Below are 26,345 nucleotides of genomic sequence, written 5' to 3'. Positions count from 1 at the left end.
CCTACCCTTCCAGCCGGACTCTCGGGTCGATCACGCCATAGAGAATGTCGATCATCAGATTGAGCAGCACGTACATCACCGCCATGGTCAGCACGAAGCCCTGCACCGGGGCGAAGTCCGACGAGATCAAGGCTTCCACCGCGTAGGAGCCGATGCCGGGCCAGGCGAATACCTTTTCGACCAGCACGTTGGCGCCGAGCAGGAACGAGAACACCATGCTCAGCGTGGTGATGACCGGCAGCATCGCGTTACGGAAGGCGTAGGTGATGATCACCGTGGAAGGCGATAAGCCGCTGGCACGCGCGGTGCGCACGAAATCCGACGACAATACCGCCAGCATCGAGGCCCGCGTCATGCGCGCGATCGGCGCCAGCGAGAAGATCGCGAGCGTCATCGCCGGCAGGATCAACTGATTGAGCGCGGAACGGAAGGTCTCGAAATCGCGCGCGATCAGGGCATCGATCAGATAGAAGCCGGTCACGGCCGGCGGCGCGCTATAGAACACATCGAGCCGTCCCAGCGGCGCGGGCGACCATCCGAGCTGGAAATAGAAGATATAGACCAGCACCAGCCCGGTGAAGAACACCGGCAGCGACACGCCCGCCGTGGTCGTCACCCGGCAGAGGTGGTCGATCCATGAGCCGGGCCTGGTGGCGGCGAGAATGCCGAGCGGAATCGCGATCACGATCGAGACGATGAGGCCGAGCAGCGTCAGCTCTGCCGAGGCCGGCAGGCGATTGCGGATTTCGGTCGCGACCGGCTGGCCGGTGGTGAGCGAATTGCCGAAGTCGCCATGCGCAAGATCGGCGGTGTAGCGGAAAAACTGCTCGATCAGAGGCTTGTCGAAGCCGAGCTTTTTGCGGACCTGCTCGATCGCTTCCTTGTTGGCGGCCGGTCCGGCGAAATAGGCCGCGGGATCGCCCGGCAGCGCGCGCGTCAGCAGGAACGTCACGATCACGACCCCGATCAGGCTCGGGATCGCGAACATCAGCCGCTTGCCGATCATGGTCAGCATGGCGGAATCTTTCTTCTCTCCAAGAGGGGTAAGCCGAGAAAACAGTGCTCGCGATTACCCATCACGCCACTCACGCCTTGACCAGCGCGCGGTAGTCGAGGCGGCGGTGGAACCAGTATTGATAACCCGAGACATTCTTCTGCATCGCGACGTTGACAAAGGGCTGGTACAGCGGGATGCGCGGAATGTCGGCGAATGCCAGGTCGACGAAGCCTTTGACGTCGGTATCGTAGGTCGCCATGTCCTTGTTCGCCGCGGCGGCGCGCGCGCCGTCGATCAGCTTGTCCATCTCCGGCGACTTATAGCTCATGGTGTTGAAGACCGAATTGTTGCCGTGATAGCACCAGTAGAAAAAGTATTCGGGGTAATCGAGCCAGCCCGAGAACACGTTGGTGTAGAGCGGCATTTCCTTCTTGTTCAATTCGGTGCGCCAATTGGCGCCGGGCACCTTGTTGATCGTGGTCTTGATGCCGATCTGCGCCAGGCTCTCCTGCACCAGCACGCAGAGCGGCTCGTTGATCCCGGCAAATCCGAGGTCGAACGAAAGCGTGGTCTCGAAGCCGTTCGGATAGCCCGCTTCGGTCAGCAGCGCCTTGGCCTTGTCGATGTCGGTGAAATACTTGGTCGGCTGCGGCCACGCGACCTCGGTGACCTTGCTGGCGGGCGCGCCGAACATCGGATTGGCGAGGCCGAACAGCACCACGTCCATGATCTTCTGATAGGGAACCGCGTAGGCCACCGCCTGTCGCACTTTCAGGTTGTCGAACGGCGGCTTGGTGACATTCATGCCGAGGTACTGGATGCCGTTCGAGAACGGCAGCGACACGATGTCGAGCTTGCCGGCCGCCTTGAGTTCCTGAAAATCCTTGTTCGGCAATTCGTAGGAGATGTCGGCATCGCCGCGCTCCAACAGGGCGCGGCGGTTGCCGGCCTGCGGCACCATGCGCCAGATCACGCGCTTGACCTTCGGCATCGGTCCGCCGACCCAGTCGTCATTGCGCTCCATGATCACTTCGGTCCCGGCGGTCCATCTTGTCACTTTGTAGGCGCCCGAGCCGGCAGTCTGCTGTTTGGTGTACTCAAGTCCCCAGGGATCCTTTTCGCTGGCGTTCTTCTTCACCAGTTCGGAATTGACCACGCAGGGCACGATCACCGCGAGATCGGGAATCGTCAGCCGGTCCTTCCTGGCAAAGTCGACCCGCACGGTGTTGTCGTCGACGACGACGAACTGCTCCGGCTTGGTCAGCGAGCCCGCGCTCATCTGAAAGGTCGGGAAGCCGCCGACGCTGACCGCGCGGTCCAGCGACCACTTGACGTCCTTGGCCGTGACCGGCGCGCCGTCGTGAAATTTGGCGTTCTTCTTCAGCTTGAAGGTCACCGACATGTCGCCGACATTCATCTCCTCGGCGAGTTCGGGCTTGAACTTGTCGCGGTCGTAATACGGCACGCCGCCGGGACCGCTTTTCATCTCATGGCTGATCAGGCGGTCGTAGCAATTCCACGACACCTCGTAGCCGGGAACGTTGGTGCCGACGCCGTGAATGTCGAGATTGTTGGGACCGCCTTCGGAGACGATCAGCAGGGTTTCGGAGCGGGCGTCGGCCTTGGCTGCGGACCAGATCGCCGGCGCAGGCACCATGGCGCCGGCGGCGACTCCGGTGACGGATTTCAGAAAATCGCGACGCTTCATGTGATGCTCCAAACGCACGGGGGAAACGGCTTTTGGAGCAACGTCGCAAGGTTCGTGCCAAACCTTAACGAGCCCCTAATGGCAGGCTAAGCTGATGACTTGGCTTTCAAATTTTTCGTTTCTGGCGACGATCCCATGCCCTTAAACGGCAGCGGGCATTGCATACAAAGAAAGAACTTTGCCTATTATGGATGCAAATATCGCAGACGCCTTTTTCTTGAGCGGCTGCGCCGCTAGCGTTCCGGATCCGCCCGCTCCAACTGGCGTAGCAGCCGGTTGCCGCGCTCGCCGGCAGAATCAAAAGCGGCCTGCGCGGACTTCTCGCCACCATGGTCAATCACGTCGAACCAGGAAGAAGGCCGAGCCGAATGCTGCGCGAGGGAGCTGCAGCGTCTCACCCGGCAGTTCGGCGAGGGCATGATGCGGGATTCAAGACCGGGACAAGGCACTACGTTTCGCATTATCATGGCGAGGGCGGCCAAGGGCGGCGCCGCAACCGAAGGTTCAGCAAGCGACGGGACCCCTCAATGGCCGAACAGGACGATCTCCTCCACCTGATCGACGATTCCGGAATCGTTCCGGAAGCCTCGACCGCGCGCAAGTGGAAGATCGCCGTCATCGACGACGACAAGGCCGTGCATGAGGGCACCCGGTTCGCGCTAAGCGATTACAATCTCAACGGACAGACGCTTGAGATCCTGTCGGCCTATTCGGCGGCCGAGGGCCGCACCCTGATGCGCGCGCATCCGGACATTTCGGCGGTGCTGCTCGACGTTATCATGGAAACCGACGCTGCCGGCCTCGACCTCGTCGAATACATCCGCAATGAAATCAAGAACGAGACCGTCCGCATCATCCTGCGCACCGGGCAACCCGGACAGGCCCCCGAGCGCCGCGTGATCGTGCAGTACGACATCAACGACTACAAGGCGAAGACCGAGCTTACCGCCGACAAGCTGTTCACCTCGCTGACCGCGGCATTGCGCAGCTATCAGCAGCTCGAGCGAATGGTCCAGACCCGGCGCGGGCTGGAAATCATCATCGACGCCGCCTCGACGCTGTACGATTTCAAATCGATGCAACGCCTTGCCGAAGGCGTGCTGACGCAGATCGCCTCGCTTCTCAATGTCGACTGCGCCGGCATCCTGGTGCTGCGCGACGGTGGCGCGGTCGGCGACGATTTTTCCGTGCTGGCAGGCTCCGGCTGCTACAGCCGCTTCATCGGCGCCGCCGGGTCGAAATCGCTCGATCCCGACCTGCGCTCGATGGTGGAGGCGGCATTCAGGCGGCGCAAGCACGAGTTCGCCGATCAGCGCACCGTGCTCTACGTTCGCACCGGCAGCGGGCGCGAGGTCGTGGTGCTGCTGCAGGCAGAGCGCGAACTGTCCGAAACCGACCGCTCGCTGGTCGAGATTTTCGGCAGCCGGCTTTCGATCGCGTTCGACAATGTCATTCTTTATCAGCAGCTCCACGAGGCCAACGCCCAGCTCGAGGACCGCGTCGCCCAGCGCACCCGCGCGCTGATGCAGGCCAACCGCCGGTTGTCGGCGCAATGGCTGCGGCTGCAGCGCGCCAACAGCTTCAAGAATGAAATTCTCGGCACCGTCGCCCACGATTTGAAGAATCCGCTGGGCGTGATCCTGGGCCGCACCGAAATGCTGATCGAACTGATCGGTGCCGGCTCGGCCAGGGAAAGCGTGACGGCCCAGGTCGACCACATCCGCGACGCCACCAAGCGTCTGACCTCGATGGTCGATCACCTGATTTCGGATGCGATGGCGGATGCCTTCGACATCACCATCCGCCGCGAGCCGGTCGATATCGCGGCATTGGTGGCCGAAGTCGCCGACGCCAACCAGCCTCTGGCCGTCAACAAGCAGCAGACCATCACGGTGTCGGCGCCGCCCAGTTGCGTCACCCTGTGCGACGCCGACCGGATACGGGAAGCGATCGACAATCTCGTCAGCAATGCCATCAAATACAGCCCGATCGGCGGCAAGATCACGATGCTGGTCAGTCGCGAAGGCAACAGCACCGTGATCCGCATCGCCGACGAAGGCGCCGGATTGTCGCCTGAAGATCTGGGGCGATTGTTCGGCCGTTTCCAGCGGCTGTCCGCCAAACCGACCGCCGGCGAAAGCTCGACCGGCCTCGGCCTGTCCATCGTCAAACGCATCATCGACATGCATGGCGGCCAGGTGACCGCCAACAGCGCCGGGCCCGGACCGGGATCGACCTTCACCATCACATTGCCCGCGACCGACCCGACATGACCCACAGTCCGCACATCATCATCGTCGACGACGAGGCGCCGGCCCGCGAGATGGTCGGCGAGTATCTCAAGATGCATGGCTTCACCGTTACCCTGTGCGACGGCGGCAAGAGCCTGCGTGCGGCGATCGAAACTTCGGTGCCGGATCTGGTGGTGCTCGACCTCAACATGCCGGAGGAAGACGGGCTGTCGATCATCCGCGACCTGAAAAGCCGCACCAATGTTCCGGTCATCATGTTGACGGCGACCGCGAGTCCGATCGATCGTGTGGTCGGGCTCGAACTCGGCGCCGACGATTACATCGCCAAGCCCTGCGAATTGCGCGAATTGATGGCGCGGATCCGCTCCGTTCTGCGGCGCAGCGCGCCGGTAAAGCCGGCGGCGCCGGAAACCGCCGGCGCCAAAGCGGCGAAGGACCAATTGGTGCGGTTCGGGACCAAATGGCTCGATCTCGAGGCGCAGGCCTTGCGCGACGACGAGGGCAATGAGCATCCGCTGACCGCTTCCGAATTCGGCCTGCTCAAGGTTTTCGCGGCAAATCCCAAGCGGGTGCTGTCGCGCGAACGCCTGCTCGAATTGGCCAACGCCCGCGACAGCGAGGCCTTCGACCGCGCGGTCGATCTGCGGATCATGCGAATCCGGCGCAAAATCGAACCGGATCCAACCAAGCCCGCGGTGATCCGCACCATCAGGGGTGGCGGCTACCTGTTCTCTCCGGTCGGCGACAAGGCCTGACGACGTACCGGAGCAATCCGCCCTCCGATTTTACCATCATTGAAATCACTGGCCTTTCGGCTCCGAATGTTTCGTCGCCGGCGCCGCGACGAAACAAATCTCCCGCCCAAGAAACCATTTTCCGCTTGTCGCGCAGACATCCCGAAACGTTCGCTGACTAACAATCCGGCCAACGAAGCGCCATCAACGGCGACACCGGGAGTCAGTCATGCAGAACGTCATCGCCATCAACGCCGCCGGCCGCCAAGGCATCGTCGCTGCCCAGGCGACTTCGGATGAAATGCTGCTGGATAGCATTGCCGATGGCAGCCGCTCTGCGATGCATATCCTCTATTCCCGTCACAATGTGCGGGTTTACCGCTTCATCCTTCGCATCGTGCGCGACGTCACCGTGGCGGAAGATCTCGTCAGCCAGGTCTTTCTTGACGTGTGGCGCACCGCCGACCAGTTCCAGGGCCGCTCCCAGGTTTCCACTTGGCTGTTGTCGATCGCCCGCTTCAAGGCGCTGACCGCGTTGCGCCAGCGGCGCTTCGAGGACATCGACCAGGAGGACGTGCTTGAAATCGCCGACGAGGCGGATACACCCGAAGCTTCACTGGACCGCAGCAATACCAGCGCGATTCTGCGCGCCTGCGTCGCCAGGCTGTCGCCGGCGCACCGCGAGATCATCAATCTCGTCTACTACCATGAGAAGTCGGTGGAGGAGGCCGGTGCGATCATCGGCATCCGACAGAGCACGGTGAAGACCCGGATGTTCTATGCCCGCAAACAACTCGCCGACCTGCTCAAGGGCGCCGGCGTGGAAAGCCTGGCGGCGTAAATAGTCGATTTAATTCAATTGGTTACGACCGGCTCGATCGAAGGAAGCAAAGCGAGCCGACGAAACAAATGAAACAATAGACGACATCACGCCGAAAAACTCGCCTGCTACAAACACAATCAGCGACGCCGACACACACGTTTCCAACCGCTCAAATACCTCCAACGACCCGGACGGGATGCCCCCCTCCGGGTCGCTCTGCGTCCGGGGCACCCCACCCGCTGCGCTCTGGCGAGCGCGCCGACCTCCAGACCATCGCATCTTTGGCGCAATCTGATGGTTCCAGTGATTTGGCGGAAGTGATAGACACGCCCCGCAACGCTATCGGGAGAGCTTAAATGACGAAGTTTCGGCACCTGATCTGGATGGTGATGGCGGCGGCCGGTCTGATGCTTTCGGCGTCGCACAGTTTCGCCCAGCAACCCGACGTCGGCGACCAGCCCGGACTTCTGGCCGACGACTCCGTCGAGCTTGATCCCGAATTCCGCAAGCAGATGGTGCTTTACCGCACCACGGAAGCTCCGGGCACCATCATCATCTCGACCGCCGAGCGCCATCTCTATTTGATCCAGGGCAACGGCCGCGCGCTGCGTTACGGCATCGGCGTCGGCCGCGACGGATTTCAGTGGCAAGGCTTGGTCAACATCACCCGCAAGGCGGAATGGCCGGACTGGACGCCGCCGCCGGAAATGATCGCACGCCAGCCCTATTTGCCGCGCTTCATGGCCGGCGGACCCGGCAACCCGCTCGGCGCGCGCGCGATGTATCTCGGGACCACCGTCTATCGCATCCACGGCACCAATCGTCCCGACACCATCGGCACCGCGGTCTCGTCCGGATGCTTCCGTCTGGTCAATGCCGACGTCGCCGATCTCTATGACCGGGTCCCGATCGGCACCAAGGTGATCATCCGGCAGAAGCCGGAACTGTAACCGCGACGCTGCTTCATCACCGATCCATTTCCCGATATTGGCGAGAAACACATGATGCGGACATTCCGAGGCGGCCTCCTGATCGGGCTCGCGGTCGCGGTCGCGGTCGCGGCGGCGGCCATCACCTATGAACGATATGACACGCGGACCCTGAAGCGGACGATGCGGCGCGGCGAAGTGCTGTGCGGCGTCAATACCGGCCTGCCCGGCTTCTCGATCCCCGACGACAAGGGCAACTGGACCGGCTTCGACGTCGATTTCTGCCGCGCGGTGGCGTCGGCGATTTTCGACGATCCGTCAAAGGCGAAATTCGTTCCGCTCGACGCCAACGAGCGTTTCAGGGAATTGCAGAACCGCAAGGTCGATATTCTGTCGCGCAACTCGACATGGAGCATGTCGCGCGAGACCTCCTATGACCTGTATTTTCCGGCGGTCGCCTATTATGACGGCGAAGGCTTCATGACGCCGTCGGCGCGCAACATCGATTCCGCGCTCGCGCTCGACGGCAGCAAGGTATGCGTGCAGGGCGGCACCACCACCGAGCTCAACCTCGCCGACTATTTCCGCGCCAACAACATCAAATATACGGAAATGAAATTCCCCAAGCTGGACGACGTGGTCAAGGCCTATGGCTCCGGCCAGTGCGACACGCTCACGGCCGACGTGTCCCAGCTCTATGCGATACGGCTGAACCTTGCCAAGCCCGGCGACCACACCATCCTGCCCGACGTCATTTCAAAGGAGCCGCTGGCGCCGGTGGTGCGGGAGCGCGACGACGACTGGATGCTGATCGTGAAGTGGACGCTGTATGCGATGATCAACGCCGAAGAACTCGGCATCACCTCGAAGAACATCGACGAGGCGTTGAAGTCGAAGAAACCCGACGTGATGCGGCTGGTCGGCACCGAAGGCGATTACGGCGAGCAGCTCGGCCTGACCAGGGATTGGGCCGCGCGCATCATCCGCCATGTCGGCAATTACGGCGAAGTCTACGAGCGCAATGTCGGCAGCGGATCGAAGCTCGGCATTCCCAGGGGGCTCAACCAGCTCTGGAGCGCCGGCGGCATTCAGTACGCGCCGCCGATCAGATAGGCCACGCTGTCGTCGTCCAGCTTGCGCCGCGCCCGACAACAACTTGTCATCACCCGCGAAAGGGGTGATCCAGTACGCCACGGCTTCTCAGTTTGATCGCCACTGCTCTGAAATACTGGGTCGCCCGGCCAAGCCGGGCGATGACACTCCTGGCATCCTCGATCTCAATAATTCTTCATCCGCGCCAGTTGATCGGCGTGAAAATTGGTGTCGCCGAACAATTCCTGGCACACCCGCGCACGCTTCATGAAGAAGCCGATGTCGAACTGGTCGGTCATGCCCATGCCGCCGTGCATCTGCACGCCTTCCTGAACCGCAAGCGTCGCGGTTGAACCGGCGCGCGCTTTCGCGACCGCGACCGCCGCACCGGCCTTTTCGAAATTGCCGTCGAGCGTCTGCAGCGCCTTCAACACCGCGGCGCGGGTGATCTCGATCTCGATGCAAAGCTGCGCGGCGCGGTGCTGCAGCGCCTGGAATTCACCGATCAACTTGCCGAACTGCTTGCGCTCCCTGAGGTAGCCGACGGTGCGGCCGAACACTTCCTCACTGAGGCCGACCATCTCGGACGCCACCCCACCGCGGGCGATATTGAGCACGCCTTCGAGCAGCGCGCCGCCTTGATCGACCTCGCCGAGCACGCCATCGGCATTGACTTCGACATTGTCGAACACAACTCGCGCCGCATTGTGCGAATCCACCATCGCGGTGCGCTCGGTCTCGATGCCTTTGCTCTTGGGATCGACCAGGAACAGCGTCAGCCCCTCGCGCTCGCCGGCGGCACCCGCGGTGCGGGCCGCGACCACCAGGAGATCGGCGGTGTGCCCGTCGACCACGAAAGCCTTGGCGCCGTTGAGCCTGAAGCCGTTGCCGGAACGCGCCGCCTGCATTTTGGTCTGCAGCGGGCGATGCTTGGCGCCTTCGTCGACGGCAAGTGCTGCCAGCAGCGAGCCGTCTGAAATCTTCGGCAGGTATTCGGATTTTTGCGCGGCACTCCCGCCGCGCGACAGCGCCGACGCCGCCACGACCGCGGTCGACAGAAACGGCGACGGCATTAGGGTACGGCCGATTTCCTCCATCACCACGCCGGCTTCGACGCAGCCGAGCCCGCTGCCGCCGAAATTCTCCGGCACCAGCAGGCCGCAAAATCCCATCTCGGCGAAAGCCTTCCACAGGTCGCGGGAAAATCCGGTCGCGTCGTTGCTATCGCGCAACTGCCGCAGATGCGACACCGGCGCCTTGTCGCTGATCAGACCCCGCGCGCTGTCGCGCAGCATTGTTTGTTCTTCGTTGAGGACGAGTGCCATGGAGAGAAATCCCGTTAGTGTTGGATGCTCGTCACGCCCCCGGCAAATCGAGGATCCGCTTCGCCACGATGCCGAGCATCACCTCGCTGGTACCGCCCTCGATCGAATTGGCCTTGGTGCGCAGCCAGGCGCGCGGCCGGGCGCCGCCTTTCGAGCGTTCGCTTTCCCATTCCAGCGCATCGACGCCGCCTGCGGACATCAGGATCTCGTAGCGGCGCTTGTTGAGCTCAGTGCCGTAATACTTCATCGCCGAGGAAAACGCCGGATGCGCCTGACCGGCCTTTGCGAGGTCGACGGCGCGTTCGGCGGCACAGGCCAGCGCCGCCTCGTCGATCTCGAAGGTCGCGATTTGTCCGCGCAGCATCGGATCTTCCAGCCGCCCCTGCTCGTCGGTGCCGACGGAATCCGCGGCGACCTGGCCGAGCGGACGGCCGACGCCGCGCTCGCCCATGCCGGAGATCATCGCGCGCTCGTGCTGCAGCAGGTATTTGGCGACGTCCCAGCCGCGGTTGACAGTGCCCACCAGGTTGGCCTTGGGCACCCGCACATTGTCGAAGAAGGTTTCGCAGAACGGCGACCGGCCCGAGATCAAGAGAATGGGTTTGGTGGATACGCCCTTTGAGGCCATGTCGAACAGGATGAAACTGATGCCATCATGCTTTTTGGCGGACGGATCGGTCCGCACCAGGCAGAAAATCCAGTCGGCAAAATTGGCGTAGGATGTCCAGATTTTCTGGCCGTTGATGATGAAGTCGTCGCCGTCGCTCTCGGCGCGGGTCTGCAGTGAAGCGAGATCGGAGCCGGCGTTGGGTTCGGAATAGCCCTGGCACCAGCGGATCAGGCCGGCGGCGATTTTCGGCAGATGTTCCTTCTTCTGCGCATCGGTGCCGTATTTCAGCAAGGCCGGCCCGAGCATCGAGATGCCAAAGGAAGTCAGCGGCGAGCGCGCGCCGAGCGCGGCCATCTCCTGGCGCATGATCTTGGTTTCTTCGGGATCGAGGCCGCCACCGCCATATTCTTTCGGCCAATGCGGCACGGTCCAGCCCTTGTCGCGCATCCGCTCGAACCAGACGCGCTGCGGCTCGGAGGAGAACTTGGTGTTGCGGCCGCCCCAGAAGGTATCTTCGTCCGAGGTCATGGGACGCCGCATCTCCGGCGGACAATTGGCCTCCAGCCAGGCACGGGTTTCACGGCGAAAATTTTCCAGGTCGGACATGATGGCTTTTCCATGCGGGATATCGGATCGACCTTAGCCGCCGCATGGGGGAATTCAATATATCTCTTGTCCGGCCATGCCATCGCGGATGTGGTCATGATCCCTGATCGGGTGTATTCGCAAAGCGGCAGCGATTGAAAAACCAGAGGAAACGGACATGCGCCTGAAGTTGCTTTCGCCTGGCGAAATGAACGAGGACCAGAAACAAACCTACGACGAATCGATCGCCGGCAAGCGCGGCAAGCCGCCGCCGCCGATGATGGCCTGGCTCAACAGTCCGGAGATGGCGCGGCACGCCACCCGTCTCGGCGGCTTCCTGCGCTTCGATACCGTGTTTCCGGCAAAACTGTCGGAGATCGCGATCCTGGTCACCGCGCGGCACTGGACGTCGCATTACGAATGGTTCGCCCACAAGCGGCTGGCACTGGCAGGCGGCATGGATCCGAAGATCATCGACGACATCCGCGACCGCCGCACGCCGCATTTCGATGACCCGAAGGGCAAGATGGTCTACGACGTCGCCAAATCGCTGCACGAGGGCCACGGCGTTGCCAAGACGCTCTATGACGACGCCGTGAAGATGTTCGGCGAGCGCGGCATCGTCGAAATCATCGGGCTGTGCGGTTACTACACCCTGGTGTCGATGACACTGAACACGTTTGAGTTCGGGTTACCCGATGGGCAAGTGTCGGAGCTCTTGTAACAAGAGACGGTCGTAATTTTCTTCGTCCCGCTACAGCGGGACGAGGCGAAAAAAGGAGAGCCGGTATGTCAGAAAATCGACCCATCATCGCGGGAACGCGGATCGGGCATGTTCACCTCAAGGTCGCCGATCTCGATCGCGCGCTGGGATTTTATTGCGGTGTGCTGGGCTTCGAGGTGACGCAACGCCTGAATTCCGGCGCGGCATTCATTTCCGCCGGCGGTTATCACCACCACATCGGATTGAACACCTGGGAGAGCAAAGGGGGCCATCCGCCGTCGCCCGGAACCACCGGGCTGTTCCACACCGCCATCCTTTATCCGACGCGGCCGGCGCTGGCGGACGCGCTGCATCGGGTGATGCAGGCGGGAATTCATCTCGACGGCGCCAGCGATCACGGCGTCAGCGAGGCGCTTTACCTGCGCGATCCCGACGAGAACGGCGTTGAGCTCTATTACGACCGGCCAAAGGAGCAATGGCCGCGCACGCCGGACGGGACGCTGGCGATGTTCACGCGGCGGCTCGATCTTGAGGATTTGCTGCGGCAGCGCGTGGCTTAGCCCTGCCGCGAATCATGATCAAAACAGCCGCGATCAGCTCCAGGCCGATGCAACCGTAAAACGGCAGCGTGTAGCTTCCCGACAGATCGCGCAGCAGACCGATGACTCCCGGACCGAACGCATAGGTGATCTGGTTGATCGCCGTGACCAGGCTGACCAGCACGCCGAATGACCGCGGGTCAAATTCGCGCTGGATGATCAGCGCCGGCAACGTGATCAAATTCCCGACCGAGAAGCCAAAGAAAGCACAGGCTGCGATCAGCAGCACTTCGTCGTGCGAATGGATGATGACCAGCAGCGCCGCGGCCTGGCTGATGAACGAGATCGCCGACGCCAGCCGCTGATTGAGCCGGTCGATCACGGTCGAGAACAACACGCGCCCGACCACCGCCAGCCACCGCGATCGACGCATGCTCGCGCCCGATCACCGGATCGAGAAATGAAATCAGGTGGACGATGAAGCCGACTTGCGCAAACAGCACCAGCGCGAACGCAACCGATACCGTCAGGAATGCGACGTCGCGAAAGGCTTGCGCGCGTATCCGTGACGCTGACGGCGCATCCGCCGCGGACCTCACCGCGAGGCCGCCGGGATTTGGCGGCTGCCCGACAAAGATCAGGATGGTGGGGATCATCAGCGCCAGCATGACAAGCGCCGCAACAATCATCGCGTCGGCAAACCCGAAGTGTCCGATGGCGGCGACCAGCAGCGGCACGCCGATAATGCCGCCGAAGCTGGCGCCGTTCAGCGCCAGGCTGATCGCCATGCCACGCTTGCTATCGAACCAGAGCCCCAGCGTATTGGTAATGATGCCAAGGCTGGTGCCGGCCCAACCCACCGCCAGCAGCGCGTCGGCGGCGTAAAGTTGCCACGGTGTGGTGACCTGGCCGATCCAGGCGCCGGCCGCCGCCATCGCAACCACGCCGGCCAGCAGGCAGTTGCGCGAACCGAATCCGCGCACCGCCTCGCTGACGAAGGCGACCATCACCGCGCCGGACAAATAGAAGAACGTGGTGCCCGCCGAAATCAACGAAGCCGGCCAGCCATACAGCCGATGCAATTCGGCGAGATAAACGCTCTGGCCGTAAAAGCCGAACCCCCAGCCGAACGTCGCCACCAGGAAGCAGACCGCGACGATCCGCCAGCCATCATACCGCAGCGAGGTCTCGTCGATCGTGATGTGACTGGACGCGTCCATGCGAGCCTTGGCTGAAGATTCGAAGACGCACGATAACCGGTCGGTGACCGCAATGCTTCGGTCGCTACCGAAGTGTCGTGGCCATCATGCCTTCGGCCTCGACGGATCGTAGAAGAAACGCTCGCGGAAAATCCTGTCGCCGCGCCATTGCTGCAAGCTCACCTCATCGATCCGGTGCAGCTTGCCGGATTTATCGGTCAATTCGAAAATCCAGTGAATGGCGACGTGATCGCCCTCGACCACGGAAGACATCGCCTTGGAATAGACATGCGTCATGCGCGCCAGAACGCCGCGCTCATGCGCAACCAGCACGTCGCGGCCGACGCGCGGCGGCGCGGCATTTTCCTGCATGCTGGAATCCTCGGTATAGTAGCGCTCGATGGCGCCGGCATGATCGCCGGCTTCGACAACGGCGATGAACTCATCGAGAAGAGCGCGCGACGGCATCGAACCTCCAACGTTTCAAAAATTACGACGGGTCAGATACTCGGATCGGGAAATTCGTCGACCGCCTGCAATTTCGAGCGCCGCCTGGCGAACGACGCCAGCGTGACGACCAGAAGTCCCAACAGCACGGGCGGAAACACCACCATGTTGACCGCCGACCAGCCGTAATTCGCCAGCACCTGACCCGACGAGAACGATCCCACCGCCATCATTCCGAACACCAGGAAGTCGTTGAAGGCCTGCACCTTGTTGCGCTCCTGCGGCCGGTGCGTTTCCAGCACCAGGGCGGAGGCGCCGACGAAGCTGAAATTCCACCCCATCCCGAACACGATCAGGGTAGCCCAGAAATGCATCGCGGTGATGCCGGATAACCCGATCGCTGCGCCCGCGGCTTCCAGCGACAGGCCGAGCGCGACGATGCGAGGCGCGCCAAAGCGCGCGATCAGCGACCCGGTAAAGAAGCTCGGCCCATACATCGCCACGATATGCCACTGAACCGCGAAATTGGAATCGCTGACGCTCAACCCGCACATCTTCATCGCCAGCGGCGCCGAGGTCATGACCAGGTTCATCATCGGATAGGAGATGGCGCCGCACAGCGCAGCCGCAATGAACTTCGGCTGCGGTGCGATCTCGAACAGCGGACGGCCGCCGTGAAGATCCGACGGCGCGGGCTTCGGCGCATCGACGCCCGACAGCACCGCCATCGCCACCAGCGCGACCGCGGCCTGCATCACGAAGCTGAAGGCAAATAAATAGGGCGGCCAGATATCCATCGTCCATTGCACGAGCTGCGGGCCGAGCACGCCGGCGAACACGCCGCCAGCCATCACCCATGCCACCGCCTTCGGACGGAACCCGGCGCTGGCGCCGTCGGCGGCGGCAAAACGGTAGGATTGCGACACCGCGCCATATAGTCCGCCGAGGAACGTCGCGCAGCAAAACAGCGCAAACGAGGCGTGCAGGATGGCGAAGGCCCCGAGCAGGCCGGTCGCCACGCCGCAGCCGGTGCCGATGAAGAAGGCGACGCGGCGGCCATAGGCGCGCGAGATCGCACCGGTCGGCAGGGTGCCGGCGGCAAGCCCCACCACATACATCGACAGCGGCACCGTCGCGAACGAGATATCCGGCGCCAGGGTCGCACCGACGATCGAGCCGGTCGCAAAAATCACCGCGGAATTGGCGCCGGTCAGCGCCTGCGCCGCCGCCAGACGCGCCACATTGGACCGCGCCCGCGCGTCGCCGGAAACCTCGTCCATTGTCGTCACGTCGATCATCGGCACTTCCGCCCGGATGTGGCCAGTTCAGCCGGAGCCACAATCGGTTCTCGATACTATGCGGCGTCCACTCAATCAATCGACGCAAACGGGCGCGCGCCATGCGTTGCGGTCAGGCCGTCTTCAGCCGCTCGAACACCAGAATCAGGTTGTTGGCGGGCAGATCGACGAGTTCCATCAAATTCAGGCCGACGCCCTCGCCGAGTCGCTTGAGATCGTCGATGTCGCGCACGCCCCATTCGGCATCGCTCTCGCGAAGGCTGCTGTCGAACACCGCGTCGCTGACCGCGGTGTGCTTGCCGCCGCGCTTGAACGGCCCATAGAGAAACAGCCGCCCGTCCGCCTGCAGATAACGACCGGCGCCTGCAAACAGACCCTCGGCCACGCGCCAAGGCGCGATGTGGATCACGTTGGCGCAGAACACCGCCAGCAATTTGCCGGGGCCGCTGCCGTCGTGCATCCGGGGACACCACGCCGGATCGGACAAATCGATCCGCAATGGCGGGCGGATGTTCGCCAGCCCTGCATGCGCCCGCCACGCATCGATGCTTTTCAGATGTTGCGCGTTGAGATCGCTCGGCCACCAGGTGATCCCGGGGTGAAGGCGGGCGAATTCGACCACATGCTGTCCGGTGCCGCTGCCGGCCTCGACGACGTCGCCGGATTTTCCGGCCACGAACCGCTGCAATACCGCCGAGATCGCCTGATGGTTGCGGTGAAACGCCGCCGCGTCGAGACGGCCGTCCGGCTCCAGCGGGCTGCCGTCCTTGCCGAATTCCACGACGTATTCAGCCATTCGTCATCTCAAAGCCGGCGTCATGTGATGTCCGCGCAGTAGATTTCCTTGAGCACTCCGAGCACCTGCAATGCGCGCGGATCGGCGACGCGATAATGCAGCGTCTGCGACGTGCGCCGGAATGTCACCATGCCATCGGCGCGCAGCCGGGCCAGATGCTGCGACAGCGCCGACGGGCTCAACTTCACCACGTCGACCAGTTCGCCGGCCGTCATTTCGCCTCGCACCGAAAGAAAACAGAGAATCAGCAATCGCTTCTCATTGCCGAGCAATTTCAAAAGCTGCGCGGCATTGCCGGCCTGCTTCGCGAGTTTTTTCAACGCCGTCGCCTCGGCAACCCCGATGCCGGCCGGAATGCTTCGCGCTGCTTTCGTGATGGTCGCGACGGCTCTCATGGTTTCATGTCCGGATCGAAAATGTTCGCGGGGTTGAACCGCACGTTGCATGCTACAGCATTCCCGGTTGTTTAGCATTGACTAAATTACCGGGTGACGATAGGTCTGACGCAACGATCAACAATGCGGCTTCGAGCCGAAATGCGAGGAAACGTGCGGCCTCCACCCTGGCGCAACATGCCCGTGGTATCCAGGCTCGCGGGCACGCGCAGTCCGCTGCTGGGCCGACGATCGTTTCTCGGGTTGGGCGCGGCGCTCACCGGCAGTTTTGCCCTTGGCGCCACGCGAGGCAATGCCGAACCGGCGCCGTCATCCCCGCCGGCGGATGCGCCGTGGTCGCAATCGATCGGCGCCGGCGTGGTTGACCGGCCCTATGGCAAGCCTGCCGATACCGAGGCCGGCGTTATCCGGCGCAACGTGCCGTGGCTCACCGCCGGGACCGAATCCTCCGTCAGCTTTTCGCCGCTGCAGGATCTGCATGGCAGCATCACGCCGAACGGCCTGTTCTTCGAGCGCCATCATGCCGGACGGCCGGACGTCGATCCGGCGCAGCACCGGCTGATGATCCATGGTCTGGTCGAGCGCCCGCTGGTTCTTTCGATGAAGGACATCATGCGCTTTCCGTCGGTGTCGCGCATCCATTTCATCGAATGCCCCGCCAATGGCGGCATGGAATGGCGCGCGGCGCAGTTGAATTCGCTGCAATTCAATCACGGCATGATCAGTTGCGCGGAGTGGACCGGCGTCAGGCTTTCGACCTTGCTCGAAGAAGTCGGTATCAAGAAAGAGGTGCAGTGGGTGCTGGTGGAAGGCGCCGACGGCGCGCACATGAACCGCAGCCTGCCGCTCGCCAAATGCCTCGACGATTGCCTGGTGGTCTATGCGCAGAACGGCGAGGCGTTGCGGCCGGAACAAGGCTATCCGCTGCGGTTGCTGGTGCCCGGCTGGGAAGGCAATGTCAGCATCAAATGGCTGCGCCGGATCAAGCTTGGCGACCGGCCCTGGTATTCGCGTGAAGAAACCTCGAAATACACCGACCTGATGCCGGACGGCACCTCGCGCGGTTTTACCTGGCTGATCGATGCCAAGTCCGTCATCACCTTCCCCTGCCCCGAAAAGCCGCTCGATGGCGCTGGACTTTACGAGATCAGGGGATTGGCCTGGAGCGGCAATGGCAGGGTCAAGCAGGTCGACGTCTCCGTGGATGGCGGCGTCAACTGGCAAAGCGCGCAATTGCATGAGCCGGTGCTGACGAAAGCGCTGACGAAATTCACGCTGCCGTGGCGCTGGGACGGCCGGCCGGCGCTGCTCGAATCCCGGGTGATCGACCAGACCGGTTATGTTCAGCCGACGATCTCGCAACTGCGACAGCAGCGCGGATCGAACTCGGTCTATCACAACAATTCGATCCAGACCTGGCAGATCAAGCCTGACGGGAGCGTGTTCGATGTTCAACTCGCGTGAACGTTCGCTGCTGCTCTGCCTGAGCCTGCTGGCCGCCGCCGGCACGGCCGCGGACGCTGCCGAGCCCGGCCATTATGGTTACGGCGTCAAAGCCACCCCCGAACAGCTTGCCGGATGGGATATCGACGCGCGCGGCGACGATGGTGTGGGCTTACCTGCCGGCCAGGGCACGGTCCAAAAAGGCTCCGAGGTGTTCGCGGACCAATGCGCGGCCTGTCATGGGACTTTCGGCGAAGGCGAAGGCCGCTTCCCCAAACTCGCGGGCGGCATGGGAACGCTCAGGGACGACCGGCCGGAACCGACGGTGGGCAGCTATTGGCCGTTTGCGCCGACATTATGGGATTACATTAACCGCGCCATGCCGATGCCTGCACCGCACACATTGTCAGCCGACGACGTTTATGCTTTGACCGCCTATATTCTGAACCTGAACGACATCGTTCCAAACGAATTCGTCGCCGACCGGAACAGTCTGCCGAAAGTCAAAATGCCCAATCACGACAGTTTCACCTGGACCGACCCCAGACCGGATACGATGGCCAAGCCGTGCATGAGCGCATGTGCCGATCCTGCCGACATCAAGATCATGTCAACGGCCGAAGGCAGAAATCTCACGCCACGCACGACCGGGCCGCTCGACACCATGCAACCGAAATAGACCTCGCAGGAAACGCGCTTTGACCAATACCCCGATGGCGAGGCCCGTCCTGATCCCGGCGCTTGCGCTGGCATTGCTGGTCGGCGCTGCGTTGCCTTCTGCACCCGCCGCCGCACAATCCGCCGTGGCCGAGGGCCAGGCGCTGGCTTTCGACCGCGGCAAGGGCAACTGCCTGACTTGCCACGAAATCAAGGGCGGCGATCTTCCCGGCACCATCGGGCCGGCCCTGAAGGATATCAAAAGGAAATATCCAAATCGCGACGATCTCGTTGCGATCCTGCACGACGAACCCAAGCGTAATCCGCAAACCGTGATGCCTCCGTTCGGAAGAAATCTTATTTTGACCGACAAGGAGATCAACGCGATCGTGGATTTCCTGCAGACCTTGTAATGGCGAGCGCGCCTCGCGGGAGACTTCGGATGACCATCACTGACAACGGGTTCACGGCCACGCGGCGCCTGGTCTTGCAGGGCGCGGGCCTAGTCATCCTGGTCGGCCTCGGCAACATTCCCCTTGGCGTTGCGCCGGCCCTGGCCGCAGCCAACGACAAATATCCGGAGGATGCGTTCAAGCAAAAGGGCGAAGCCGACGCGATCAAGTCGCTCTATGGCAAGACCGCCGAGCCGTCCGACAAGGTCAAGCTCGATGCGCCGGAGATCGCCGAGAACGGCGCGGTGGTCCCGATCTCGCTGACGACCACGCTGGCCGACGTCACCTCGATCTCGTTCCTGGTAAGCGAAAATCCAAATGCGCTGGCGGCGTCCTACCAAATTCCGCCCGGCACGGTTCCGGCCGTCGCCAATCGCCTCAAGATGGCCAAGACCAGCAACGTGATCGCGATCGTCGAAGCCGGCGGGAAGCTCTACAGCGCGACCCGGGAAGTCAAAGTCACGGTCGGCGGCTGCGGCGGCTGAGCCGGTATCTGTAAGGGAGTATTTCGATGGCATCGACCATTCGCGTGCGCGCCACCTCCAGCGGCGACACCACCGAAGTCCAGGCGCTGATCCAGCACCCGATGGATTCCGGTTTCGTCAAGGACGCCAAAGGCGAAATCATCCCGCCGCACTTCATCCAGCAATTGACCTTCGAACATGACGGCAAGAGCGTGTTCGTCGCCAACTGGGGAACGGCCGTCTCCAAGGATCCCTATGTCAAGTTCAGCTTCAAGGGCGGCAACAAGGGCGACGACCTCAAGATCAGTTGGGTCGACAACAAGGGCGCGAGCGACACCACCACGGCGAAGATCCTGTAATAACCGGATGAGCGGAGAAGTGAACGTGCGATCTGCGATCCATTTTGCCTCGGCCGCTCTCGCGCTGGCAGCGCTGGCATCGGTAGCGGCGCCGCCTGCGCTCGCCGCCGACACTCCAAATCCCGCGGCCGACGCCAGGGCGTTCCAGAAATACTTCATCGATAAATTTCCCAAGCTGAAGCTGGCGGATTTCGTCAACGGTCCCTATTCGCTGAACGAGGACATGCACAAGCAGTGGGAGGAGAAAGAGCAATTTCCGCCTTATGAGTTCTCGCTCGATATGGGCAAGGAGATGTTTTCCAAGCCCTTCAAGAACGGCAAGAGCTATGCCGACTGCTTCCCGAATAAAGGCATCGGCATTCGGCAAGACTATCCGTACTTCGACGACAAGGAGGGCAAGGTCGTCACCCTCGAACTGGCGCTGAACCGCTGCCGCGTGGCCAATGGCGAGGCGCCGTTCTCCTATGTGAAAGACGAAATGGCCGCACTCACCGCCTATATGGCGTTCACCTCGCGCGGCAAGCCGTTCGACATCAAGATTCCCAACGATCCGCGTGCGCTTGAAGCCTACGAGAACGGCAAGCGATATTTCTATACCCGGCGGGGCCAGCTCAATTTCTCCTGCGCCAGCTGCCATGTGCAGAACCCGGGCGAGCGGATTCGCGCCGAAATACTGGCGCCGGCACTCGGGATCTTGAACGCGATGCCGATCTATCGATCCGAATGGGGCGGCATGGGCACGATCAGCCGGCGCTTCACCACCTGCAACGTCCAGACCCGCGGCGTGCCGCTCGATCCCCAATCCGACGAATATCGCGATCTGGAATATTATCTGTCCTATGTCAGCAACGGGCTGCCGATTTCCGGACCGGGCGCGCGGCCATGAGAGACGTCATGAGAAACATCACGAGGATATCCCGCTTGGTGCTGGCGTCGCTACTGCTGATGGCGGCCGCGACATCGGCGATGGCCGCAGCCTCCGAGGCCGATTTCAAAACCGCCTACGCCGCCGCAGAAACCGCCAACAAGGAAGCCGGCGCGCTGCGCGACCAATGGACGGTGACGGCGACGGCGCTGGCCGCCGCGAAAAAGGCAGCCGATGCCGGTGATTTCGACACGGGCGTGTCGCAGTCAAGGGAAGCCGAAGCGCTGGCCAAGGCTTCGATCTTCCAGGCCACCAGCGAAAAAGACGCCTGGAAAGATCGTGCGATACGCTGAACTTCCCCGGACGCGCGGAGACATCGCATGACCATCCGCCGCCGTGATTTTCTCAAGTTCTCCGGTGCTGCCGCGCTCGCAGGCGGACTGCCGCGCCGCGCACGCGGCGCCGACACCACCGGCGTCTACGACCTCGAGCGCTTCGGCAATGCGCGCATCCTGCACATGACGGATACCCATGCGCAGTTGCAGCCGGTTTATTTTCGCGAACCGAGCGTCAATCTCGGGATCGGGGCGATGCAGGGACGGCCGCCGCATCTGGTCGGCCGCGCTTTTCTCGAGCGGTTTGGCATCAGATCCGACAGCGCCGAAGCCTACGCCTTCACCTGTCTCGATTTCGAAAAATCCGCGATTCGATTCGGCAAACTCGGAGGTTTCGCGCATCTGAAAACACTGATCGAGCGCCTGCGCAGCGACGTGGGACTGGAACGTTCGCTGCTGCTCGACGGCGGCGATTTGTGGCAAGGCACCGGACAGGCCAATGCCATGCAGGGCGCCGACATGGTCGAGGCCGCCAATCTGCTTGGCATCGAAGCCATGACCGGCCACTGGGAATTCACCTATGGCGAAGCCGCCTTGCGCGGCAATCTCGAGCGCTTCAAGGGCGAATTTCTGGCGCAGAATGTCTTCCTCACCGAAGAAGCCGCGTTCAACGACGCCAAGGCATTCGATGCCGCCTCCGGACGCGCGTTCAAGCCCGCCACCATCAAGGAAATCGGCGGCCACCGCATAGCGGTGATCGGGCAAGCCTTTCCATACGTGCCGATCGCCCATCCCAAACGTTTTACACCGGACTGGACCTTCGGCATCCGCGACGACGAATTGCAGAAACTGGTCGATGCGATGCGCACCAATGACAAGGTCGATGCAATCGTGCTGCTGTCGCATAACGGCATGGATGTCGACCTCAAGCTTGCCAGCCGCGTCAGCGGCATCGACGTCATTCTCGGTGGCCATACCCATGACGCTATCCCGCAGCCGATTGCCGTGAGCAATGCCGGCGGCGTCACGCTGGTGACCAATGCCGGTTCGAACGGAAAATTCCTCGGCGTGCTCGACCTCGAAATCGCCAAGGGAAAGATTAGCGACGTCCGCTACCGGCTGCTTCCGGTATTCTCGGAATTGCTCAAGCCGGATGCCGCGATGCAGGCGCTGATCGACAGGCTGCGCGGCCCGCAGGCAGCAAACTATGCCGAGAAGATCACGACATCGGACCGGTTGCTCTATCGCCGCGGCAATTTCAGCGGCACCATGGATCAAATGATCTGCGACGCATTGCGCGGCGAACTGGACGCCGAGATCGCGCTATCGCCGGGCTTCCGCTGGGGCACCAGCGTGCTGCCGGGACCGTTGACGATGGAAGACGTGCTGGCGGAAACCGCGATCACCTATCCGGAAACCTACCTCCAGCGCATGACCGGCAGCCAGATCAAGGACATCCTCGAGGACATCTGCGACAATCTTTTCAATCCCGATCCCTATTACCAGCAGGGCGGCGACATGGTTCGGGTCGGCGGCTTCACCTATACCTGCACGCCGGCGCAATCGCTCGGGCACCGGATATCGGAGTTGAAGCTCGACAATGGCCGCGCCATCGAGGCCGGCAAGAGCTACAAGGTGGCCGGCTGGGCCTCGGTCAATGATCTCAAGGGAACGCCGGTGTGGGATGTCTTTGCCCACCATCTCCGTTCCCGAAAAATGCCGGATCGGAACGTCACCGGCGTCACCTTGAAGGGCGTCGACGACAATCCGGGCATCGCAGGACAGGGATGACACATTCTAGGAGGCATCGACGGACGATCATCGGCGCTCTCGGCAATGCGCTGAGAACGGCGCTGATGCTGGCCATGATCCCGTCCGCCAGCTTCGCCCAGCAGGCGCCGCTGCCGGACAAGCCGTTCGCCGAGCACCGCGTCGTGCTGCAGATTTCGGACAATGATCCCAAAAAACAGAGCCTCGTGATCAGCGTCGCTTATAATCTGTTGAAGTTCTACGATCCCGACAAGGTTGCCATCGAACTGGTGGCGTTTGGCCCGGGCATCGATTTACTTCGCACCAACAATGCCAACCGCAAGCGGGTCGAGAGCCTGGTCGCGCAAGGTGTGCGCGTCGATGTCTGCCTCAACACGGTGGATACCGTCGAGCGCGAAACCGGCAAGCGGCCGGACATTATCCCCGCCGCGACGCCGGTTCAGGTCGGTGTCGGGCAAATTCTGTCGCTGACCGAAAATGGGTATACACTGGTGCGGCCATAAGGAGTTTCAGATCATGCGCGGCTTTCTTCGCCTGGCGATCATCGCCTTGCTCTCGATCGGGTTTGGCTCGGCCGGTTTCGCGGCCGACGGCAAACCGCATCGCGTCACCATCCAGATCGACCAGAACGATCCGCAGATCATGAACCTGGTGCTGAACAACGCCACCAACGTGATCGAATATTATCGCGCGAAGAATGAAGACGTGGACCTCGATGTCGTCGCCTATGGTCCGGGCCTCCACATGCTGCGGGCCGATACGTCACCGGTAAAAGACCGTATCAAGCGCCTCAAGGACATGGCGTTTCCCGGCAAAATCCAGTTTTCCGCGTGCAACCACACCAAGCAGGGCATGGAGAAGACCGAAGGTCACGCGATCTCCGTGCTGCCCGAAGCCACCATCGTTCCTTCGGGCGTCGTCCATTTGATGGAGCTGCAGGAACAGGGCTGGAGTTATGTCAAGCCGTAGCCGTGAAGCCTGAAAGACCCGCGATGCGATATCCGGCCGGGATCGCTGCCGTGATGCTGGCGCTGGGTGCCTGGCCTGCGACGGCCAGCGACGACGCCATCGTGGTCTACAAATCGCTGTCGCCGGAAGTGGCACTGGAGGCGGCGCAGGCCGCGCTGAAGCAATGCCGCGACAACGGATTCCAGGTCGCGGTTGCGGTGGTGGATCGTTTCGGCCAGCCGCAGGTGATGTTGCGGGATCGCTTTGCCGGCCTGCCCGCCGCCGAAACCGCAACCAGCAAGGCCTATACGGCCTTAAGTTTTCGCGCCACCACCAGCGACCTCGAGAAGTCGGTCAGGTCGGGACAGATGTCCTCCGGCCTTGCCCAATTGCCGCACATCGCCATGCTGGCCGGCGGCCTCTTGATCGAAGCCGGCGGCACGCTGCTCGGTGGCATCGGCGTATCCGGCGCGCCCGGCGGCGACAAGGACGAAGCCTGCGCCAGGGCCGGACTCGACGCCATCCGGGACAAGATCGATTTCTGAAAAAACGCGGTGAGGCTTTCGAAAATCAGCTATTGTCCGCCCAGCAACAGACGCGACCGATCATGATCTTCCGCCAGCTATTCGACAGCGTTTCTGGAACCTACAGCTATCTGCTGGCCAGCCGCGCCGGCGGCGAAGCGCTGATCCTCGATCCGGTGCTGGAGAAGGTCGATCGCTACTGTCAGCTGCTGCGCGAGCTCGACCTCAGGCTAGTCAAGGCCGTCGATACCCACCTGCACGCCGATCATGTCACCGGACTCGGCGAACTGCGCGACCGCACCCATTGCGTCACCATCATGGGCGAGCAGAGCAAGGCCGACGTGGTGGCGATGCGGGTCGCCGATGGCGACAAGGTGATGATCGAAGGCCTCAGCCTCGACGTGATGTACACGCCGGGCCATACCGACGACTCCTACAGCTATCTAATGGGCGATCGTGTCTTCACCGGTGATACGTTGCTGATCCGCGGCACCGGCCGCACCGATTTCCAGAATGGCAGCGCCCGGGCGCAATACGAATCCATCTTCGGCCGGCTGCTGAAATTACCCGATGAGACCATGGTCTTTCCGGCCCACGACTACAAAGGCGATACCGTCTCCACCATCGGCGAAGAGAAACGATACAATCCGCGGCTGCAGGTGCGCTCGATGGATGAATATGTCGAGCTGATGAACAATCTGAAGCTGCCGAATCCAAAAATGATGGATGTGGCGGTACCTGCCAATATGCATGTCGGCCTGCATCAGGACGACCTGGCCAAACAAGGCCTTGCGCTCAACGCCCGCGAGGCGATCGAAAGCCTCGGGCGGCCCGACATCCTGCTGGTCGATCTGCGTGAAAACAGCGAACGCGCCAAGCACGGCACGCTGCCGGGCGCGCTGCACGCGCCCTACCCCGCGATCGGCGAAAACCTGCAACCGGGCGGCATGTTGCGCGAAGTGGCCGCCGCAACCGGACGCCGCGTCGTGTTCTTCTGTGCGTTCGGCGAACGCTCCGCCATGGCGGTCGCCGCCGCCAGGGAGGCCGGATTGACCAACACCGCGCACATCGCCGGCGGCATCGACGCATGGAAGAAGGCCGGCGGACCGGTGCAGACGGGGTGAGCAAGCCTCGTCGTCTGCTGTCATTGCGAGGAGCGTAAGCGACGAAGCAATCCAACCTTGTTTTGCCGCTTCGTGGATAGCTTCGCTTCGCTCGCAATGACGATTAAAACTTCCTATCGCTCCACCCGCTTCAACTCCCTGACCAGCACATCCAGCGCGTCGGCCAGCATCACGCCGCCGCACACCGTCAGCCGGTCCGGGATGACGATGCGCCTGGCCGGCGGATAAAAACGCTGCAGCGCCGGATGCAGCAGAAAGGCGCTGCCGTCGTCTTCCGCGCGGTCGCCGGCCTGCGACACCAGAATGAAATCCGGTTTCAGGCTCACGATCGCTTCGAGCGAGGCGTAGCCGTCGAAGGTAATGCCGAGATCGCCGGCGGCGTTGAACAAACCGGCCTCGGTCAACAGCGAGCTGACCAGGCTGTCGCTGCCCGACACCCAGCCGCGCCGGGACAGCGGCAGCACTGAATAGCGTCTGTTCGCCACGGCCTGCCGCGCATGCGCCATCGCGTCGTCAAGCCGGGCGATTTCCGCCGCCGCGCGGTCGGGATGCCCGACGATGTCGCCCATCCGGCGAATCTGCTCCTTTACCTCGTCTAGGTTCCGCGGCACGGCGAATTCGACGAGATCAAGCCCGTTCTCTTTCAGAAGCTCTCGCGTCGAGCGCTTGTCGAACAGGCTGGCGACCACGACATCGGGCCTGAGCACCAATACGTCTTCCGCACCGCCCGACAGAGTCCGATATCGACGCGCATCGTCTGCCGCCCAGGATTGAAAGCTGTCGCGCGCGTAGCGGCTGAGGCCGAGGATTTGTGCGGGATCGGCAAGTGTAAGCAGCAGTTGATCGGTGCAGACATTCATCGACGCGATGCGCGGCAGACCCGCCGCGCGCGCCGGCATGGATGGCCCGAGCATCGCCACGGCCGCGACGGCCAACGACCGGAATAAAGCT

28 protein-coding genes and 1 pseudogene are annotated in these 26,345 nt (G+C 62.4%); 19 read left to right on the top strand and 10 right to left on the bottom strand.

Going from position 1 to position 26,345, the window contains the following annotated elements:
• Window position 1: 1 nt before the first annotated feature.
• Both E7813_RS12550 and E7813_RS12545 read right to left on the bottom strand, forming a co-directional pair.
• A complete protein-coding gene (locus E7813_RS12550) occupies window positions 2–1,015 on the bottom strand; it encodes an ABC transporter permease (RefSeq protein WP_291574320.1) in 1,014 nt (337 codons plus the stop codon).
• Window positions 1,016–1,085: 70 nt separating this feature from the next.
• Window positions 1,086–2,705, bottom strand: a complete 1,620-nt coding sequence (locus E7813_RS12545) for an ABC transporter substrate-binding protein (RefSeq protein ID WP_291574318.1) — start codon at window positions 2,703–2,705, stop codon at window positions 1,086–1,088.
• A 527-nt stretch (window positions 2,706–3,232) separates the two neighbouring features.
• Between E7813_RS12545 and E7813_RS12540 the strand changes: the two genes are divergently transcribed.
• From E7813_RS12540 to E7813_RS12520, 5 genes are all read left to right on the top strand, one after another.
• Complete coding sequence (locus E7813_RS12540) at window positions 3,233–4,978, top strand: DUF3369 domain-containing protein (protein WP_291574316.1); 1,746 nt, start codon at window positions 3,233–3,235, stop codon at window positions 4,976–4,978.
• Complete coding sequence (locus E7813_RS12535; RefSeq protein WP_291574314.1) at window positions 4,975–5,712, top strand: response regulator; 738 nt, start codon at window positions 4,975–4,977, stop codon at window positions 5,710–5,712. The genes E7813_RS12540 and E7813_RS12535 overlap by 4 nt, the downstream gene beginning before the upstream one ends.
• Window positions 5,713–5,920: 208 nt before the next feature.
• Window positions 5,921–6,532 carry a sigma-70 family RNA polymerase sigma factor gene (locus tag E7813_RS12530; RefSeq protein WP_291574312.1) on the top strand — a complete coding sequence of 204 codons (612 nt, stop codon included), beginning with the start codon at window positions 5,921–5,923 and terminating at the stop codon, window positions 6,530–6,532.
• Window positions 6,533–6,870: 338 nt separating this feature from the next.
• Window positions 6,871–7,464 (top strand): L,D-transpeptidase, encoded by a 594-nt coding sequence (locus E7813_RS12525; protein WP_291574309.1) that lies wholly within the window; start codon window positions 6,871–6,873, stop codon window positions 7,462–7,464.
• 54 nt (window positions 7,465–7,518) lie between these two features.
• A complete protein-coding gene (locus E7813_RS12520) occupies window positions 7,519–8,556 on the top strand; it encodes an amino acid ABC transporter substrate-binding protein (RefSeq protein ID WP_291574526.1) in 1,038 nt (345 codons plus the stop codon).
• A gap of 164 nt (window positions 8,557–8,720) precedes the next feature.
• Here E7813_RS12520 and E7813_RS12515 read toward each other — a convergent pair whose 3' ends face one another.
• Together E7813_RS12515 and E7813_RS12510 are read right to left on the bottom strand one after the other, a co-directional pair.
• Window positions 8,721–9,860, bottom strand: coding sequence for an acyl-CoA dehydrogenase (locus E7813_RS12515; RefSeq protein WP_291574306.1), 1,140 nt, complete (start codon window positions 9,858–9,860; stop codon window positions 8,721–8,723).
• A gap of 31 nt (window positions 9,861–9,891) precedes the next feature.
• Window positions 9,892–11,076 (bottom strand): acyl-CoA dehydrogenase family protein, encoded by a 1,185-nt coding sequence (locus E7813_RS12510; RefSeq protein ID WP_291574304.1) that lies wholly within the window; start codon window positions 11,074–11,076, stop codon window positions 9,892–9,894.
• A 157-nt stretch (window positions 11,077–11,233) separates the two neighbouring features.
• Between E7813_RS12510 and E7813_RS12505 the strand changes: the two genes are divergently transcribed.
• Both E7813_RS12505 and E7813_RS12500 read left to right on the top strand, forming a co-directional pair.
• Complete coding sequence (locus E7813_RS12505; RefSeq protein WP_291574302.1) at window positions 11,234–11,779, top strand: carboxymuconolactone decarboxylase family protein; 546 nt, start codon at window positions 11,234–11,236, stop codon at window positions 11,777–11,779.
• Window positions 11,780–11,844: 65 nt separating this feature from the next.
• Complete coding sequence (locus E7813_RS12500) at window positions 11,845–12,339, top strand: VOC family protein (RefSeq protein ID WP_291574299.1); 495 nt, start codon at window positions 11,845–11,847, stop codon at window positions 12,337–12,339.
• Here the strand turns inward: E7813_RS12500 and E7813_RS12495 are convergent.
• The 5 genes and pseudogenes from E7813_RS12495 to E7813_RS12475 all read right to left on the bottom strand — a co-directional run bounded on the left by E7813_RS12495 (window position 12,290) and on the right by E7813_RS12475 (window position 16,453).
• Window positions 12,290–13,538, bottom strand: a pseudogene (locus tag E7813_RS12495) (MFS transporter). The gene E7813_RS12500 and the pseudogene E7813_RS12495 overlap by 50 nt on opposite strands.
• 84 nt (window positions 13,539–13,622) lie before the next feature.
• Entirely contained in the window at window positions 13,623–13,985 is a 363-nt protein-coding gene (locus tag E7813_RS12490) for a nuclear transport factor 2 family protein (RefSeq protein WP_291574297.1), read from the bottom strand.
• A gap of 32 nt (window positions 13,986–14,017) precedes the next feature.
• A complete protein-coding gene (locus E7813_RS12485; protein WP_291574295.1) occupies window positions 14,018–15,262 on the bottom strand; it encodes an MFS transporter in 1,245 nt (414 codons plus the stop codon).
• Window positions 15,263–15,374: 112 nt separating this feature from the next.
• Entirely contained in the window at window positions 15,375–16,058 is a 684-nt protein-coding gene (locus tag E7813_RS12480) for a DUF938 domain-containing protein (protein ID WP_291574294.1), read from the bottom strand.
• Between the two features lie 20 nt (window positions 16,059–16,078).
• Window positions 16,079–16,453 carry a metalloregulator ArsR/SmtB family transcription factor gene (locus E7813_RS12475; protein WP_291574291.1) on the bottom strand — a complete coding sequence of 125 codons (375 nt, stop codon included), beginning with the start codon at window positions 16,451–16,453 and terminating at the stop codon, window positions 16,079–16,081.
• Between the two features lie 177 nt (window positions 16,454–16,630).
• Here E7813_RS12475 and soxC point away from each other — a divergent pair, with 177 nt between their 5' ends.
• The 12 genes from soxC to E7813_RS12415 all read left to right on the top strand — a co-directional run bounded on the left by soxC (window position 16,631) and on the right by E7813_RS12415 (window position 25,394).
• On the top strand, window positions 16,631–17,917 hold the full coding sequence (gene soxC / locus E7813_RS12470; protein ID WP_291574289.1) for a sulfite dehydrogenase: 1,287 nt from the start codon (window positions 16,631–16,633) through the stop codon (window positions 17,915–17,917).
• Window positions 17,901–18,575 (top strand): cytochrome c, encoded by a 675-nt coding sequence (locus E7813_RS12465; protein WP_291574287.1) that lies wholly within the window; start codon window positions 17,901–17,903, stop codon window positions 18,573–18,575. Before soxC ends, E7813_RS12465 begins: the two co-directional genes overlap by 17 nt.
• Before the next feature lie 34 nt (window positions 18,576–18,609).
• On the top strand, window positions 18,610–18,966 hold the full coding sequence (soxX, locus tag E7813_RS12460) for a sulfur oxidation c-type cytochrome SoxX (protein WP_291574285.1): 357 nt from the start codon (window positions 18,610–18,612) through the stop codon (window positions 18,964–18,966).
• Between the two features lie 29 nt (window positions 18,967–18,995).
• Complete coding sequence (soxY, locus tag E7813_RS12455) at window positions 18,996–19,490, top strand: thiosulfate oxidation carrier protein SoxY (protein ID WP_291574284.1); 495 nt, start codon at window positions 18,996–18,998, stop codon at window positions 19,488–19,490.
• Between the two features lie 26 nt (window positions 19,491–19,516).
• On the top strand, window positions 19,517–19,828 hold the full coding sequence (gene soxZ, locus E7813_RS12450; RefSeq protein WP_291574282.1) for a thiosulfate oxidation carrier complex protein SoxZ: 312 nt from the start codon (window positions 19,517–19,519) through the stop codon (window positions 19,826–19,828).
• Between the two features lie 19 nt (window positions 19,829–19,847).
• Entirely contained in the window at window positions 19,848–20,714 is an 867-nt protein-coding gene (gene soxA / locus E7813_RS12445; protein WP_291574280.1) for a sulfur oxidation c-type cytochrome SoxA, read from the top strand.
• A gap of 8 nt (window positions 20,715–20,722) precedes the next feature.
• Window positions 20,723–21,046, top strand: a complete 324-nt coding sequence (locus E7813_RS12440; protein WP_291574278.1) for a hypothetical protein — start codon at window positions 20,723–20,725, stop codon at window positions 21,044–21,046.
• 27 nt (window positions 21,047–21,073) lie between these two features.
• Window positions 21,074–22,819 carry a thiosulfohydrolase SoxB gene (gene soxB, locus E7813_RS12435; RefSeq protein WP_291574276.1) on the top strand — a complete coding sequence of 582 codons (1,746 nt, stop codon included), beginning with the start codon at window positions 21,074–21,076 and terminating at the stop codon, window positions 22,817–22,819.
• Between the two features lie 65 nt (window positions 22,820–22,884).
• Complete coding sequence (locus tag E7813_RS12430) at window positions 22,885–23,301, top strand: hypothetical protein (RefSeq protein ID WP_291574524.1); 417 nt, start codon at window positions 22,885–22,887, stop codon at window positions 23,299–23,301.
• Window positions 23,302–23,314: 13 nt separating this feature from the next.
• Window positions 23,315–23,767 carry a DsrE family protein gene (locus tag E7813_RS12425; protein WP_291574274.1) on the top strand — a complete coding sequence of 151 codons (453 nt, stop codon included), beginning with the start codon at window positions 23,315–23,317 and terminating at the stop codon, window positions 23,765–23,767.
• Window positions 23,768–23,820: 53 nt separating this feature from the next.
• The gene (locus tag E7813_RS12420; RefSeq protein WP_291574522.1) at window positions 23,821–24,291 is read left to right on the top strand and encodes a heme-binding protein; all 471 of its coding nucleotides are present in this window, start codon (window positions 23,821–23,823) and stop codon (window positions 24,289–24,291) included.
• A 62-nt stretch (window positions 24,292–24,353) separates the two neighbouring features.
• Window positions 24,354–25,394 carry an MBL fold metallo-hydrolase gene (locus E7813_RS12415; RefSeq protein WP_291574272.1) on the top strand — a complete coding sequence of 347 codons (1,041 nt, stop codon included), beginning with the start codon at window positions 24,354–24,356 and terminating at the stop codon, window positions 25,392–25,394.
• A 113-nt stretch (window positions 25,395–25,507) separates the two neighbouring features.
• Here E7813_RS12415 and E7813_RS12410 read toward each other — a convergent pair whose 3' ends face one another.
• Window positions 25,508–26,308 (bottom strand): ABC transporter substrate-binding protein, encoded by an 801-nt coding sequence (locus E7813_RS12410; RefSeq protein WP_291574520.1) that lies wholly within the window; start codon window positions 26,306–26,308, stop codon window positions 25,508–25,510.
• Window positions 26,309–26,345: the final 37 nt, after the last annotated feature.

This window comes from Bradyrhizobium sp., assembly GCF_004799405.1.
GTDB lineage: Bacteria > Pseudomonadota > Alphaproteobacteria > Rhizobiales > Xanthobacteraceae > Bradyrhizobium.
This window is presented reverse-complemented; position numbering and strand designations above follow the sequence as displayed.